The 14,183-nt window shown below is 65.6% G+C and carries 16 protein-coding genes; 1 reads left to right on the top strand and 15 read right to left on the bottom strand.

What is annotated here, in order from left to right; all coding sequences use genetic code 11:
• Nucleotides 1-818 (bottom strand): formate--tetrahydrofolate ligase (locus RBB18_RS20895; RefSeq protein ID WP_306112470.1); only part of this gene is annotated, 818 nt, incomplete at its 3' end.
• Nucleotides 819-964: 146 nt separating this feature from the next.
• On the bottom strand, nucleotides 965-1,573 hold the full coding sequence (locus tag RBB18_RS20890; RefSeq protein WP_306112471.1) for an MOSC domain-containing protein: 609 nt from the start codon (nucleotides 1,571-1,573) through the stop codon (nucleotides 965-967).
• A 196-nt stretch (nucleotides 1,574-1,769) separates the two neighbouring features.
• Between RBB18_RS20890 and RBB18_RS20885 the strand changes: the two genes are divergently transcribed.
• On the top strand, nucleotides 1,770-2,654 hold the full coding sequence (locus tag RBB18_RS20885) for a hypothetical protein (RefSeq protein ID WP_306112472.1): 885 nt from the start codon (nucleotides 1,770-1,772) through the stop codon (nucleotides 2,652-2,654).
• 68 nt (nucleotides 2,655-2,722) lie between these two features.
• On the opposite strand, the gene RBB18_RS20880 is transcribed toward RBB18_RS20885, so the two are convergent.
• The 13 genes from RBB18_RS20880 to RBB18_RS20820 form a co-directional block, all read right to left on the bottom strand.
• Complete coding sequence (locus RBB18_RS20880) at nucleotides 2,723-3,505, bottom strand: methyltransferase domain-containing protein (protein WP_306112481.1); 783 nt, start codon at nucleotides 3,503-3,505, stop codon at nucleotides 2,723-2,725.
• A 2-nt stretch (nucleotides 3,506-3,507) separates the two neighbouring features.
• The gene (ftsH, locus tag RBB18_RS20875) at nucleotides 3,508-5,427 is read right to left on the bottom strand and encodes an ATP-dependent zinc metalloprotease FtsH (RefSeq protein ID WP_103763415.1); all 1,920 of its coding nucleotides are present in this window, start codon (nucleotides 5,425-5,427) and stop codon (nucleotides 3,508-3,510) included.
• A 78-nt stretch (nucleotides 5,428-5,505) separates the two neighbouring features.
• Nucleotides 5,506-6,765 carry a tRNA lysidine(34) synthetase TilS gene (gene tilS, locus RBB18_RS20870; protein WP_306112473.1) on the bottom strand — a complete coding sequence of 420 codons (1,260 nt, stop codon included), beginning with the start codon at nucleotides 6,763-6,765 and terminating at the stop codon, nucleotides 5,506-5,508.
• Nucleotides 6,756-7,658: a tol-pal system protein YbgF gene (gene ybgF / locus RBB18_RS20865; RefSeq protein ID WP_306112474.1), complete on the bottom strand. Its 903-nt coding sequence runs from the start codon at nucleotides 7,656-7,658 to the stop codon at nucleotides 6,756-6,758. The genes tilS and ybgF overlap by 10 nt, the downstream gene beginning before the upstream one ends.
• Before the next feature lie 19 nt (nucleotides 7,659-7,677).
• Entirely contained in the window at nucleotides 7,678-8,193 is a 516-nt protein-coding gene (gene pal, locus RBB18_RS20860; RefSeq protein ID WP_306112475.1) for a peptidoglycan-associated lipoprotein Pal, read from the bottom strand.
• Between the two features lie 83 nt (nucleotides 8,194-8,276).
• The gene (tolB, locus tag RBB18_RS20855; protein WP_103763413.1) at nucleotides 8,277-9,605 is read right to left on the bottom strand and encodes a Tol-Pal system beta propeller repeat protein TolB; all 1,329 of its coding nucleotides are present in this window, start codon (nucleotides 9,603-9,605) and stop codon (nucleotides 8,277-8,279) included.
• Between the two features lies 1 nt (nucleotide 9,606).
• Entirely contained in the window at nucleotides 9,607-9,969 is a 363-nt protein-coding gene (locus RBB18_RS20850; RefSeq protein WP_306112476.1) for a hypothetical protein, read from the bottom strand.
• Nucleotides 9,966-11,135: an energy transducer TonB gene (locus tag RBB18_RS20845; RefSeq protein ID WP_338020420.1), complete on the bottom strand. Its 1,170-nt coding sequence runs from the start codon at nucleotides 11,133-11,135 to the stop codon at nucleotides 9,966-9,968. The genes RBB18_RS20850 and RBB18_RS20845 overlap by 4 nt, the downstream gene beginning before the upstream one ends.
• A 1-nt stretch (nucleotide 11,136) precedes the next feature.
• Nucleotides 11,137-11,610, bottom strand: coding sequence for a protein TolR (gene tolR, locus RBB18_RS20840; RefSeq protein WP_222449233.1), 474 nt, complete (start codon nucleotides 11,608-11,610; stop codon nucleotides 11,137-11,139).
• 1 nt (nucleotide 11,611) lies between these two features.
• Complete coding sequence (gene tolQ, locus RBB18_RS20835) at nucleotides 11,612-12,307, bottom strand: protein TolQ (RefSeq protein ID WP_103763410.1); 696 nt, start codon at nucleotides 12,305-12,307, stop codon at nucleotides 11,612-11,614.
• Nucleotides 12,308-12,423: 116 nt separating this feature from the next.
• Entirely contained in the window at nucleotides 12,424-12,813 is a 390-nt protein-coding gene (gene ybgC, locus RBB18_RS20830) for a tol-pal system-associated acyl-CoA thioesterase (RefSeq protein WP_103763409.1), read from the bottom strand.
• Nucleotides 12,814-12,931: 118 nt separating this feature from the next.
• The gene (gene thpR / locus RBB18_RS20825) at nucleotides 12,932-13,468 is read right to left on the bottom strand and encodes an RNA 2',3'-cyclic phosphodiesterase (protein ID WP_306112477.1); all 537 of its coding nucleotides are present in this window, start codon (nucleotides 13,466-13,468) and stop codon (nucleotides 12,932-12,934) included.
• A gap of 3 nt (nucleotides 13,469-13,471) precedes the next feature.
• Nucleotides 13,472-14,107 carry a hypothetical protein gene (locus RBB18_RS20820; RefSeq protein WP_211286140.1) on the bottom strand — a complete coding sequence of 212 codons (636 nt, stop codon included), beginning with the start codon at nucleotides 14,105-14,107 and terminating at the stop codon, nucleotides 13,472-13,474.
• Nucleotides 14,108-14,183 lie beyond the last annotated feature (76 nt).

Genomic DNA, 14,183 nt, shown 5'->3' with positions numbered 1-14,183 from the left:
GGGCCGCCATGCACGAAGGCCGGGTTGTTTTCCAGCGTCTGCACCAGGTTGGGCTGCATCGCGTCCTTCAGAAGGACGGTCATCGCGCCCTCGGCCTTGATGTCGCGACAGTAGACGGGGCTGCGGTCGCGGCGATAGGCCACGATCATCGCGCCCAGCCGCTCCTCGAGGTCCTTGAGATCCTTGGCCAGGCACAGGATCGCCATGACCTCCGAGGCCACGGTGATGTCGAACCCGTCCTCGCGGGCAAAGCCGTTGGCCACGCCGCCCAGGCTGGACGTGATCTGGCGCAGCGAGCGGTCGTTCATGTCCACGACCCGGCGCCAGACGATCCGGCGGGTGTCGATCTCGGCGTCGTTGCCCCAGTAGACGTGGTTGTCGATCATCGCGGACAGCAGGGCGTGGGCCGAGGTGATCGCGTGGAAGTCGCCGGTGAAGTGCAGGTTCATGTCCTCCATCGGCACGACCTGCGCATAGCCGCCGCCCGCGGCGCCGCCCTTCATCCCGAAGTTCGGCCCCAGCGAGGCCTCGCGGATGCAGATCATCGCCTTCTTGCCGATGTGGTTGAGGCCGTCGCCCAGGCCCACGGTCGTGGTGGTCTTGCCCTCGCCCGCCGGCGTCGGGTTGATCGCGGTCACCAGGATCAGCTTGCCATCCTCGTTGCCCTGGACCGAGTTGATATATTCCTGGCTCACCTTCGCCTTGTCATGCCCGTAGGGCAGCAGATGTTCGCCCGGGATCCCAAGCTTGTCGCCAATCTCCTGGATCGGCTTCTTCGACGCCGCACGCGCAATCTCGATGTCTGATTTGTGGCTCATGATGTGTTCCTTTTGGACATAAGCGATGATGCTTCGGGGACAGCCATACAAATTCGGGGGGCTTCACCCGGTCAGGAATCCGACATTTCCGGGGGCTGATGCGGCAGCCTGTCGCGCCCGCGTTTCACATCGGAAACATCTCGCCCTCAGAAGGACTTGCCGCTCAGGCATCCCTCCAGATGCAACCAGGGCCGCTGGTCCGGCACGTGCAGGCGCATCCGGTCCCCCACGCGCAATGGTCCGGGCCGTTCGACCCAGGCCGTGACCCCCCGCCGGTGCGCCGCCGCGGGCTTGAACAGCTTGCCAAGACCCGGATGATCCTTCTCCAACTCCTTGGCCGGCCAGATGCAGGGCCGGTTTTCCATGTCGACGATCAGCGCCGTGCCACTGTCGGTCTGCAAGCGCGACGAGGGCGGCAGGCGGCTGAAGTCGTCGATGCCTTTCAGCACCAGCGACGCGCCCAGCCATTCGGGGCGCACCGCGTCGATCCCGATCTCCTCGGCGATCGCCGCCATCTCCTCGGCCGACACGACGGACAGCTGCCGCACATTGGCAATCTCGGTGGCTTCCGCGTGCTGGTCCTTTACCCGAACACAAGACGGACGCGTGCGCCCGCCGTGAAACTCGCCGGGCACGCCATCCCACGTCAGATCCACCTGGCCAAGCGGGGCCGAGCGGATGTCGCTCTCCTGGTCGGGAACGCATCCGATCCAGGTGATGTCGGCATAATGGGCGGTGGGTATCAAGGCAGGCATGTCATCCCTTCTTGGCTCTTGTCCCGCGGCGAAGACGGACTTGGGAAGATGCGTGGTGACCATATGGCCCACGCGGCTTTCCTATCATGTCACCCTTTCGCCTGAAACCGGTCAAGGTCGATGCGTAGACTTGGCCAGACTCACAGTGGAAAAGACAGTCATGGGCTTTACTCTCTTTAGGAAGAAACGGCACGCGATGTCCGATACGGCCTGGCAGTCGGTCAAGACATTCCATGCCGAGATCCGGACCATCGCGCTGGTCAAGCACGGCACGATCCTGACCACTGCCACGAACCGCCGGCACTATCCAGGTGTCAGCGAGACAGACTGGATGGCGGTGCAGGTCTACGAGCTGTTCGAGGACGTGCGCGAGAAGGCCGGGGCACAAGACCTCGACGCGCTCAGCCCCGAGCACCGGCACATCCTGCTGATGGCCACCCTGGCGGCCAAGGGTACGCAGGCGGAGTTCGACAGCGCGCTCAAGCACGACAGGTCGGTGATGTCCGAGCATATGCGCGGCCTGCGCGACGGCTGGGCGTGGGCCCGGTCGATGCCCGCGCCCCGCGCACTGCCGGGGGAATCCGCCGCAGAGATGCTGGCGCGGTTCAACCGCGGCCTGACACTGGACGAGGCTTACAATCGCGGCCGCGAGACCCTGATCTCGGGTCGGTTCATCGACAACGACACGCAGCTTTTCCTGTTGCCTTACGCGGTGCAAAGACTGCAGGCGCTCGGCGCGCAAATCCCGTGTGTCTGGCGCGACGCTCCCGCATTCAAAAACCTGCACATGGCGGAACGCAACGCGGTCGGCCTGATGTATCGGACGCTCTGCATATCCGACGACGTGCTGGACCTGATGAACGAGGTGCTTGAAGAACCGCCCAACGGTGACGTGGTCATGGAGTGCATCAAGATGTTTCACAATGGCGCCACGCGGCTGGCCCTGACCGACAGCGTCACGGCGGACCTGCCCACGGGACGACCCGATGCCGTCCACGATATGCAGCTTACCGCGTTCGACACGGGACTTCGCCTGTTGGACGCGGCCATGCGCTATTACGCCGCGCGAAACGATGTCTGACGGTGCCACGCGCGGCCCGGAATTTTTCAAAATTCCGTCCCGTTTTCTTTTGAAAGAAACGCCCGCGCTCAGACCGATAAAGTAAAGAAAATCCGGCGGAACGGGAACAGGACAGAGCCATCCGCGCGCACCGGGTACGCCGCGTGCATCGCTTCCTCGTAGCGCTTGATCAGCGCCGCCTTCTCGTCCTCGGCCAACGCCTCCAGCACGGGGCGGGCATAGGTGCTTTCAGTGAAGCGGCGCACCGGGTGGCTGCCAGGCTCGGCCATCAGGCGCTGGTAATACTCGGTTTCCCACAGCCGGAACTGGCCCATGCCGGACAAAAGCTCGTCGTATTTCACCGGGGCCATGACGCCGGGGGTGCCCATCTTCTCGACCCGGCCCGGGAGCATTTCCTCGACCAGGCTCAGCCACACGCGGTGCGACGGTGCCTTGTTCTGGTGCGGCATCTGTACCGCCAGCGTACCGCCTTTGGACAGCATCCGCACCAGCCGGGGCAGCAATTGCTCGTGGTTGCCCACCCAGTGCAGCGCGGCGTTGGAAAAGATCAGTCCGGGCGTCCGCGACGGTGTCCACTCCGCGATGTCGGCCTGGCTGAAACTGTCATATCCCTTGGCAGCGCGGGCTTTTTCAAGCATCGCGGGGCTGGCATCGACCCCGATTACCTTGCGGTTGCCGGCCCGCGCCCGCAGCGCATCGCCCAAGGCACCGTTGCCACAGCCAAGGTCATAGATGTCGCCCGCGCCCATGCTGCTGATCGTGTTCACCAGGTCCAGGCCCGGGCGCTGGCGGAGGTCGTGGAACCGGGCATAGGCGCCCGGGTTCCAGTCGGTCTTCGCGTTGGTCGTCATCGTCACGCTGTCGGTTCCGGCTCCATGCCGCCGTCCGGCGGTGTCGACTTCGGCTTGGTCTTCGGAATGGCCGTCAGGGACGGTTTGTCATCCTTCTGAGGCGTGCCGCCCTGGTCGTCATCCGCCTCGGGCGGATCGCCGTTGATCACGCGCTCGATCTCTTCGCCGGTCAGGGTCTCGTATTCCAGCAGGCCCTGCGCCAGACGCTCCCATTCGTCATGCTTGTCAGTCAGGATGTCATGGGCCCGCTGGTAGGCGTCGTCGATCATGCGCTTGACCTCGTCCTCGATCAGCTCTTTCGTGTGAGCCGAGATCGAGAAGCCGCCGGCGCTGTTGCCCATGTAGCCTTCATGCGCCTGCTCGTAATCGACATTGCCGACCTTGTCCGACATGCCCCAGCGCAGGACCATCGCGCGGGCCAGCGAAGATGCCTGCTGGATGTCGCCGGCAGGGCCGTTCGACACCGCGTCGGGGCCGTACTTGATGATCTCGGCTGCCTTGCCGGCCATGGTCATGGCCAGCTTTTCCTCGCATTCAGACTTGTGCCAGTTCAGCCGGTCGATCTCGGGCAGGCTGACCACCATGCCCAAGGCACCGCCGCGCGGGATGATCGTCGCCTTGTAGACCGGATCGCATTGCGGCAGGGCAAGGCCCACGATGGCGTGACCGGCCTCGTGATAGGCGGTCTTTTCCTTCTGCTCGGGCGTCAGCACCATGGATCGCCGCTCGGCGCCCATCATGACCTTGTCCTTGGCCTGTTCGAAATCCACCATCGACACGAACCGCCGACCCACACGTGCGGCCATCAGCGCCGCCTCGTTCACCAGGTTGGCGAGGTCCGCCCCCGAGAACCCGGGCGTGCCGCGCGCGATGATGCGCAGGTCCACGTCGGGGCCCAGCGGAGTCTTGCGGGCGTGAACGCCCAGGATCTTCTCGCGGCCCTTGATGTCGGGATTGGGCACCGTCACCTGCCGGTCGAACCGGCCCGGGCGCAGCAGCGCGGGGTCCAGCACGTCCTTGCGGTTGGTGGCCGCGACGATGATGACGCCTTCATTGGCCTCGAACCCGTCCATCTCGACCAGCAGCTGGTTGAGGGTCTGTTCCCGCTCGTCATTGCCGCCGCCATAGCCGGCACCACGATGCCGGCCCACAGCGTCGATCTCGTCGATGAAGACGATGCAGGGCGCGTTCTTCTTAGCCTGTTCGAACATGTCGCGCACGCGGGACGCGCCGACACCCACGAACATCTCGACGAAGTCCGAACCCGAAATGGTGAAGAACGGCACGCCCGCCTCGCCCGCAATCGCGCGGGCCAGCAGCGTCTTACCGGTGCCCGGAGGGCCGACCAGCAACGCGCCTTTGGGGATCTTGCCGCCGAGGCGGCTGAATTTCTGCGGGTTGCGCAGGAACTCGACGATCTCTTCCAACTCTTCCTTGGCCTCGTCGATGCCGGCCACGTCGTCAAACGTCACGCGGCCATGCTTTTCGGTCAACATCTTGGCCTTGGACTTGCCAAAGCCCATGGCGCCGCCCTTGCCGCCGCCCTGCATGCGGTTCATGAAATAGATCCACACACCGATCAGCAGCACGAAAGGCAGAAGCGAGATCAGGAAGGTCTGAAACCCGGATTGCTCCTGCGATTCCGCCTTGATCGGGATATCCCGCTCCAAAAGCAGGGACGTCACCTCGGCATCTTCGGGCTTGATGGTCGAGTAATTGTTGCCGTCCTCGCCCCGGAAACGCACGTTTTCGCCATCCAGCGTGACCTCGGACACCTCGCCGTCCTCGACCGCCGCGACGAATTCCGAATAGGGAATTGCCTGGCTCTGCAATGTGTTACCGGATCCGTTGAACAGGCTGAACAGCGCCATGATCAACAGGAACAGGACCAACCAAAAGGCGAAGTTTCTCGCGTTGCCCAAGGGCTTTCTCCTCACGTGATGCCGGGCCTGACCTACCACAGGGCCCGTGTATGATAAATAGAGATCGTTAAGCGATGTTCAATGCGCAAGGATGCTGGCAAAGAACATGTCTTCATCCCGCAAAAGTGTTGCCGTCCAGCCCTCTGCAAACCCCGCAAGCGGCGCCGCGACCAAATGACCGCCCCGCCAGACCGCCGGACTGGCCAGGAGCGACGACCGTGGCAAACCTGGCTGCAGCCGCTCTTGGCAGTGCGCCAGACCTGCCTCGCCCAGCGTGGCCACCTCTGCCCCATCGGGCCACGGACCGTCCAGCTGCCAACGTCCGTCCCACGCCTCGCCGGGCGCGGCCCGCGTCTGCGCCACCGCCTTTGGCTCGCGCGCGAACCGCAGATGATCCGTTTCCACGCTCATCATGACGCCGTGCAACGTCATGCCGTTGCCACCACGGATCGCCTCCAGCATCAGGGCGACCGCCTTGCCGCGCGGAACGTAGTCCGCGCCGCTGATCCAACGCAGGATCTCCTGCACCATGCGGCGGCAGATGTCGCGCGGCAACGTCCGGAACCCCTTGCGGTCGACCATCACGTCGCCCCGGTCGAAACTCACATGGTTGCGCGCCGCCAGGAAAACATACCAATACAGCGTGCTGCGCACCTCGCCCAGATGTCCGGCAACGTTGCCCAGTCCCCGCGCGGTCACGCCAAGGTCTTCCAGCGCCGCCAGCGCCTTGCGCACCCGCGCCCGTTCAAAGGCCTCGTCCTCGTTGGTCGGGTCGTCGACCCAAGCCAGCCCCTCGCGCTCCACCACCTTGCGCAGCTCGGCCCGCGACAGCTGCAACAGCGGGCGGCGGAACTCCACCGTACCCTGCCGCCAGCTTGGCGCCATTGCCGCCAGCCCGTCGACACCCGCCTCGCGCATCAGTCGCATGACGAATGTCTCGGCCACGTCGTTCAACGTGTGCCCCAGCGCCACGTCGGTGATCTGTCCCGCCTCGGCCCAGTCCGCGATCAGGCCGTACCGCGCGCGCCGCGCCTGGTCGGACAGGTTTCCCGCACCGTCCCAGCCCCGCCATTCCAGCGTCTTGTGCGCAACGCCCAGTCGGGCACACAGCGCTGCCACGCCCGCCGCTTCGTCGCGCGACGCTGCGCGCAGACCGTGGTCCACCGTCACCGCGTAAGGTTCTGGCCCGCCCTGCGCGGCCCATTGCCGGGCCAGCAGTAGCAGCCCAAGCGAATCGCTGCCCCCCGAAACGGCAATGCCCAGCCGCTTGGGCCGGGCATTCCTGAATGTCGCCACGAACTGATCAAGAATATGCGCCGTCGGGCCGTTCACGAACACCCAAGGTTCTGCATCGCCGAGGCCGCCTGCCCCACCGCGGGCGATTGCGGAAAGCGTTGCGCCACCTCCCCCAAGGTCAGGCAAGCCTCGTTGGTCTGGCCCAGCGCCCCCAGCGACCGGCCCAGCAGGAACAGCGCCTGCGGCGCCTGCGGGCCGTCCGGCGCCGTGCTGAACGTATTCAGATAGGCGCGCGCAGCACCTGTCATGTCATCGGCCTGCTCCAGCGCCTCGCCACGCTTCAGACCGGCCTGCGCCTCCATCGGGCTGCCGGGATAGTTGGTCGTGAACCGCTCGAACTGCTCGGCCGCGGCGGCATACTCGCCCGCCTCGAAGGCCGCCATGGCCGTGTCGAAATCGGCCTGCTCGGCAGCGGCCATCTGCACGCCACCCTCGGTGCCCGTGGTGCCGCCGGTGGTGGCGGTGCCGGTCGTGCCGGTCGTGTCCGTGGCCGGGGCCGGGGCCGGGTCCGTTCCGGTGCTGCCTGCGTTGCCGCCGGTCGAGGGCGCCACCCCGCCCAGCGTGTCGCCGGGCTCGATGCTGCCGATATCGCAGGACGGCTCCAACTCGCAGATCCGGAATTCCAGGTCGCCCACGCGGTTGGTGCCGTCGGTCACCACGCTGTCGATGCGAAACTCCAGCTCCTCGGTCTTCGAGGTCAGGCGCTGCAACTCGGACTCGATTGTGTTCACGCGGTCGAGCACGCTGCCGCCCACGGTCGCATTGCCGCTGGCGCCGGTGGTGTTCAGCTCACGCTTCAGCTTCTGCAACTCGACATACAGCACCGACAACTCCTGCCGGATATCCGCCAGGGTTTCGGTATTGGTCTGGGCCGAGGCCGAAACCGGCCCCATCCCGAACGCGGCCACCACAAGGCCCAGTATCACACGACGCATGTTCACCCCACCATTCGTCCTAGCTTGTCGGCACCGCCGAGATCACCGTCACGGCCCGGCGGTTCTTGGCATAGCACGCTTCCTCGCTGCAGATCTCCAGCGGGCGTTCCTTGCCGTAGCTGATAACCTTCAGACGCGCCGGGCTGACGCCTTTCGAAATCAGATATTCCTGCACCGCGTTGGCGCGGCGTGCGCCCAGCGCGATGTTGTATTGCCGCGTGCCCTGCTCGTCGGCGTGACCTTCGATGATGGCGTTGTATGCCGTGTTCGTGGCCAGCCATTGCGCCTGACCGTCCAGCGTCGCCGTCGCCGTGGGCGACAGGGTGGACTGGTCCACCCCGAACAACACGCGGTCTCCGATCGTCTGCTGGAAATAGAGCGGCGATTGCGGGTCCTGCGCGGTGCCCGCGACCCCGCCAGCCGTGCCGCTGCTGCCCGCGCCGTTGTTGTATTGGTCGCCGAACCGGTCGGGGTTGCTGCAGGCGCTTACCGCCAGCCCCGCCACCACGATCAGTGCTTTGCTCAGATGTTTCATATCAGTGCCCCACTCGATGCTTTGCTGCTCTTGAATTGGTTAATATCATAGGCCCGCAACGGATGCATGTCCCTTTTGCGGCCTCAGTTCTGCAGCGGTCCCCATGACGGGTCCGACGCCCCGGTCTCTGTCCGAACCTGCTTGAGGTTGCGCCCGGTTATGTCCACCGACCACAGGCTCGACGCCCCCTGCGCGCCCTGGGTCTCGCGGGTGAACATGATGACCCGGCCATTGGGCGCCCATGTCGGCCCCTCGTCCAGGAAGGACGCGGTCAGCAGGCGCTCCTCGCTGCCATCGGTGCGCATCACGCCGATATGGAACCGGCCTTTGGACTGCTTGGTAAAGGCAATCAGGTCCCCGCGCGGCGACCAGACCGGCGTGCCATAGCGGCCCTGGCCGAAACTGATCCGCGTCGCCTCGCCGCCGCCCGCCGGCATGACATAAAGCTGCGGCGTGCCCGAGCGGTCGGATTCGAACACGATCCTGCTGCCATCGGGGCTGAAGCTGGGCGCGGTCTCGATCGACGGCGTGGTGGTCAGGCGCGAAGTCTGCCCGCTGCCGATGTTCAACTGATAAAGGTCGGTATTGCCGCCCGTGGTCAGGCTGTAGACGATGGTCTGCCCGTTGGGCGCAAAACGCGGCGCGAAACTCATCTCGCCATCGGCGGCATTCAGCACGTTGCGCCCCGCCGTCGCCACGTCCAGCACGTAGATCTTGGGAAATCCGCTTTCGTAGCTGGTGTAAAGCACCCGGTCGCCACCCGGCGAAAACCGTGGTGCCAGCACGATCGACGCGCTGTCCGTCAGGTAGGTCACATTGGCGCCGTCGTAGTCCATGATCGCCAGCCGCTTCTGCCGCGCATCCTTTGGCCCGGTCTCGGACACGAACACGACGCGGCTGTCGAAATACGGGTCCTCGCCCGTCAGCCGTGAATACACCTGGTCCGACACCTTGTGCGCGATACGCCGCCAGCCATCCACGGTCCCCACGAATTGCAGGCCGTCGCCCATCTGCTGCCCAGCGAAAACGTCGTACAGCCGGAACTTCACGACGACCTTTCCGGTGTCATCCACATTGACGCCGCCCACGATCAGCGCCTGCGCGTTGATCGCCTTCCAGTCCGCGAATTGCACCGGGCTGGAAAACGCGGTGACCCGCGCGATATGCGCATCCTGCGGAATCTCGCGGAAAAGGCCCGTGCCGGTCAGGTCGGCGGCGATCACCCGCGTGATATTGGCCGCCATCTCCTGCGCCTGGGCGCTCTCGGCCACGAAGTTCGGTACGGCAAAGGGCAACGGCTCGATCACGCCCTCGGTGATCTCGATCCTCAGCGGCCCGCTGCGCTCTTCCTGCGCCACCACCGGCGCCGCAAGGCCTGCAAGGATCGCCACAAGGGCCAGAAATACTCTCATGTCACTGCTCCCCTTCGACCACCGGGTCGAATGTCATTTCTATCTCGCGCCACGCCTCATGCTGCTCGGCTGGCAGGTCATACCCGTCGCGCCCGCATCTCAGGATGGCACGTCGCGCCGCCATGAAAGAGTCCGTGTCGGACATTTCACGGGGAATTGAGCGCAGGCTGTCGTCAACCACGGTGCCATCCCGGTTCATCTCGAACGCTACGGTGACAACCGCGCCGCCCTCGGCCGGGTTCCAGCAACGCTGTACGTCCTCGCGAAACCCGTCGATCCAGTCGGATGCCTGCGTCCCGAACACCGCCGCCGGGGCGAAAAGACCCGCCAGCACCGCCCCACCAATGATACCATGCCGTTTCATCGGATCCGCATGTTCTCCGGGTTGAAGGTCATCTCGATCTCGCGCCATGTCGCGAACTTCTCGACCGGCAGGTCATATCCCCGCGCGCCGCAGCGGATGATCGCCCGCCGCGCGGCCTCGAACGCCTGCTGCGCCGAGGAGTTGCTACCCCCCTCGCTGCCGATCATGCGGATCGAGTTGGTGATCGGGCGGCCATCCTCGGACATCGACACCGCCACCGTTACCGTGGTGGCCAGAGCGTCGGAACTCAGCGAGCCCACGTTCCAGCATTCCTGCACCGCCACCCGCAACCCGTCCTTTTCTCCTGCCGTCAGCGGCGGGCCTTGCGGATTGCCCTGCGGTTCGGGGTCGGCGCCCAGCGCCTCGGCCAGCGCGTCATTCACGGCCGAGCTGTCCGGGCTGGTGGCCTGCTCCGTTTCGGGCTCCGCCGCCGGTTCCGGGTCAGCTTGCTGTGCGGGCTCGTCGCGCGGTTCGGGGTCCGGGTCGGGCTGTGCCGCCGGGGTCGCCTGTTCCGGCCGCGTGCGCGGCCGTACCGAGCGCGGCGGCGCGGCGGACGCCACCTCTTCGGCCTCGGTCACGATCTCGGTCGTGGCCTCCTGCCGGGCGGTTTCCTCCTGCTCTGGAGTCGGCTCCTCGGCCTGCTCGGATGGCTCCGGCGCCTCCTGGTCCACATCTGCGATCTCGACATCCGGGTCAGGCTGTTCCACCGCCTCGGGGGCCACGCGCGGCGCCGGCCGGGGCTGTGGGCGGTCCGACTGTTCAGGCGCCAGGACGGCTGTATCTTCCTGAGGCGGCGTCGGTTCCTGCGGCGCGTCTGCGATTTCGGCCTCGGGCACCGGGATCGGCTCGGGCTCGACGGCCTCGGGCACCGGGTCCGGCTCGACGCTTTCGGTCACTTCGGGCTGGTCCTGCTCGGGGGCCGTGTCAGCCTCGCTGGAAAGCTCCGGCGTCTGACCCTCCTCGGGCGGCTCGGGCGTGTCGACATTGGCCACCGCATCCGGCGACGGCTCGGCGATCATCGCCGCGTATTCCTCTTCCGAGACCGCCGTCACCTCGGTGATCTCGAACGGCAGGGGCTCGGACTTGAACGCCCCACCGAAGATGGCAAAGACGATCAGGCCCGTATGGGCCACACCGGAAATGATCTGCCCGGTGTCCAGCCGCATCTCAGCCGCCCTGCTCGTCAAGCGTGGGGCCGCCGGTATCCGTCACCAGCCCGATATTGGCGAAACCGCCCCGGTTCAGCGCGCCCATCACCTGCATCACGTCCGAATAGGGCACCGCCCCGTCCGCCCGCAGGAAAACCCGCGTGCTGTCACGCTCCGTCGCGATGGCGCGCAGCCGGTTCACCAGCTCGCCGCGCTGCACCTCTGTGGTCTGGATCATCACGACCCCTTCGGCGGTCAGCGTCACGGTCAGCGGCTCTTCCTCCTCGCCGGGCAGCGCATTGGCCGCGGTCTCGGGCAGTTGCACCGGCACGCCCACGGTCATCAGCGGCGCGGCCACCATGAAGATGATCAGAAGCACCAGCATCACGTCCACGAAGGGCGTGACGTTGATCTCGGCCATCGGGCGCGACCGCCCGCGCCCTCTGCGCCTGCGGCCTGAATCTCCCGATTTCTGGACGACACCCGCACCCATGTCAGCTGTCCAACTGCCGGCTCAGGATGGTTGCGAACTCGTCGGCAAACGCCTCGTAGCTCGCCACGATGCGGTCGGCATCCGCACTCAGCTTGTTGTAGAACACCACCGCCGGAATGGCCGCCAGCAGGCCCAGCCCCGTCGCCAAGAGCGCCTCGGCGATCCCCGGCGCGACAACAGCGAGGTTGGTATTCTGCTGCTCGGCGATCTCGATGAAGGCGTTCATGATCCCCCAGACCGTCCCGAACAAGCCCACGAAAGGCGACACCGACCCGATCGAGGCCAAAATGGTCAGCCCGCTCTGCAGTTTCTCGCTTTCCTTGACGATCGCCACGTCCATGCTGCGGTCGATCCGCGCCGTGGCCCCCGCGATCAGCGCGCCGTCGGTGCGATGCGACCGCCGCCATTCGCTCATTCCTGCGGCAAACACCCGCTCGGACTGCCCCGCCGGGTCCGGCCCGATCTCGTCGAACAGCTCGTCCAGTGGCTCGCCCGACCAGAAGCGGCGGTCGAACCGTTCCGCCTCGGCGCGCGCCTTGCGATAGGTGATCGTCTTCTGGATGATGATCGACCACGCCCAGAAGGACGCCACGATCAGCATCAGCATCACCAGTTTCACGATCAGCGTCGCGCGTGCGAATAGCGCCCACAGCGAGAAATCCATCTCCTGTGCCATTGCCAGGGTTTCTGCTTCCATCTGCCTGCTCTTTTGCTTGTCCGGGCCTTGTTGTCTGGCCGTATTGAGAGTGAAACTAGACGATTTCCAAGGGGAAAGCCAACCTCAACCGCATTCGCGCGGTCAATTGCAGGTGATCAGTGCAGCATCAGGCGGATATTTGCCGGTAGCCGCGCCGGATGTCCGGTGTCATTGATGCAGACGATGGTCACTTGCGCGGAAAACACCAGTTCCTCGCCGCGCAGGACCCGCTGGTCCATGACCAGCCGCGCGCCCGTGACCGTGGTCACGGTCGTCCTGACCTCCAGTTCATCGTCGAACTTCGCGGGGTGATGATAGTCCGCCTCGACCCGCCGCACGGCGAACACCACGCCATCGTCGCGCCGCATCGCGTTCTGGTCGATGCCAAGCCCCCGAACCCAGTCGCTGCGCGCGCGCTCTATGTACCTGAGGTAATTGGCATAATAGACGATCCCGGCCATGTCGGTATCTTCGTAATAAACGCGGATCGGAAACGTGTGTGCCATGCCAGCCTTCTACGGCTCGGCGGCGGCGACGGCAATCCCCAAGAGGGGGCTCTGACGCACCGCGAACCTGCGGTTCACCGCTCCCCGGGATATTTCTGGCCAGAGGAGGATCCGGCGGCTACAGCGGATAGTCGGCCAGCACGTCGTAGACCGGGCCATCCGGCGTCAGGGTCGAGCCGTAAAGGCAGAACCGATCCACCGCGAACGGCCCCGCGCGGAACCCGCCATAGGCGCCAAGGAACGCGGTCAGCCGCCCCATGTCCACCGGCCGTGACCTTGGGAACCGGACCAGCGTGACATGCGGGCGAAACCGTTCGCGCGGCAGGTCGATCCCCGCCAGCCGCGCCGCGCCGCGCACCTTGTCGTGCAACTGCCGCAGCGGCTCCGCCTTGGCCACTTCGGCCCAGACGAGCACCGGACGCCGCCCGCCCTGCGCCTCGATTCCGGTGAACTCCATCTCCCATGGCGACACGCGGATGTCTTGCAGCGCCGCGTCCAATTCCGCCAGCGCGGCCTCCGGCTGATCGTCGAGAAAGGCCAGCGTCAGGTGAAGGTTCTCCTCGTCCACCAGACGCCCCTGCCGCAGCGCCTCCTGAACCGGCAAGAGCGCCTCGATGGCCGCGTCGTCCAGCGGGACACCAACAAAGACCCGCAACGGCTACATCTGCCCCAGCCGCGCACACAGACGCAGTGCATGGCTCGCATCCTTCGCCACGGCGGGCATGACCGGATCGTACCCCGCCCGGATCACCGCGCCGATATCGGGCCGCAGGATCACCTGCCCCTCGCCCGCCTGCGCCAGCACCGAGCGGTCGGTGTATGCGGTGTCGGACCAAAGCAGGATCGTCTGCGCCACCTGCGCCAACGCCAGCGTGTCGGCGGGCACTTTCGACAATTGTTCATCCATGCGCAGGAAGACGAAGCTGGCCTTGATCGCGCCGGCCTCGTCAAAGCGGAAAATCCGGTACTGGTTGGCATCCGCCGCCTTCAGCCGCGCCACCAGCGGGCCAAGGTCGGGGATCATCCGGTCCATGTCCGGCACCTCCAGCAACTCGTCCCACTCCCGGAAGAAAAAGAACATCAGGTTCACGCCCAGTTCCGGGTCGGTCTCGGCCATCTGGTGACCTGCCATCATCACCACGGCCTCGACCGCGCCCTTGACGGTTTCCAGCGTCTTGTCGTCGGTGCCGAACACCACCGGCACGATGGGCCGCCCCCAGCGGGCAAAGAGGTATGAGCCATCTGCGCGGGTAAAGAGCGCCTCGACATCTTCGGGTGAAATCAGATCAGCCATGGCCCGCCCTTATCAAAGCCCGACTGCCTGGCAAAGCCCCCGGCTTTCACTGTTCCCAAAATACTCGAATCCCGAC

It is taken from the genome of Roseovarius sp. MMSF_3298 (genome assembly GCF_030733705.1).
Taxonomy (GTDB): domain Bacteria; phylum Pseudomonadota; class Alphaproteobacteria; order Rhodobacterales; family Rhodobacteraceae; genus Roseovarius; species Roseovarius confluentis.
The sequence above is the reverse complement of the archived record's forward strand: the minus strand, read 5'-3'. Positions and strand labels throughout refer to the sequence as shown.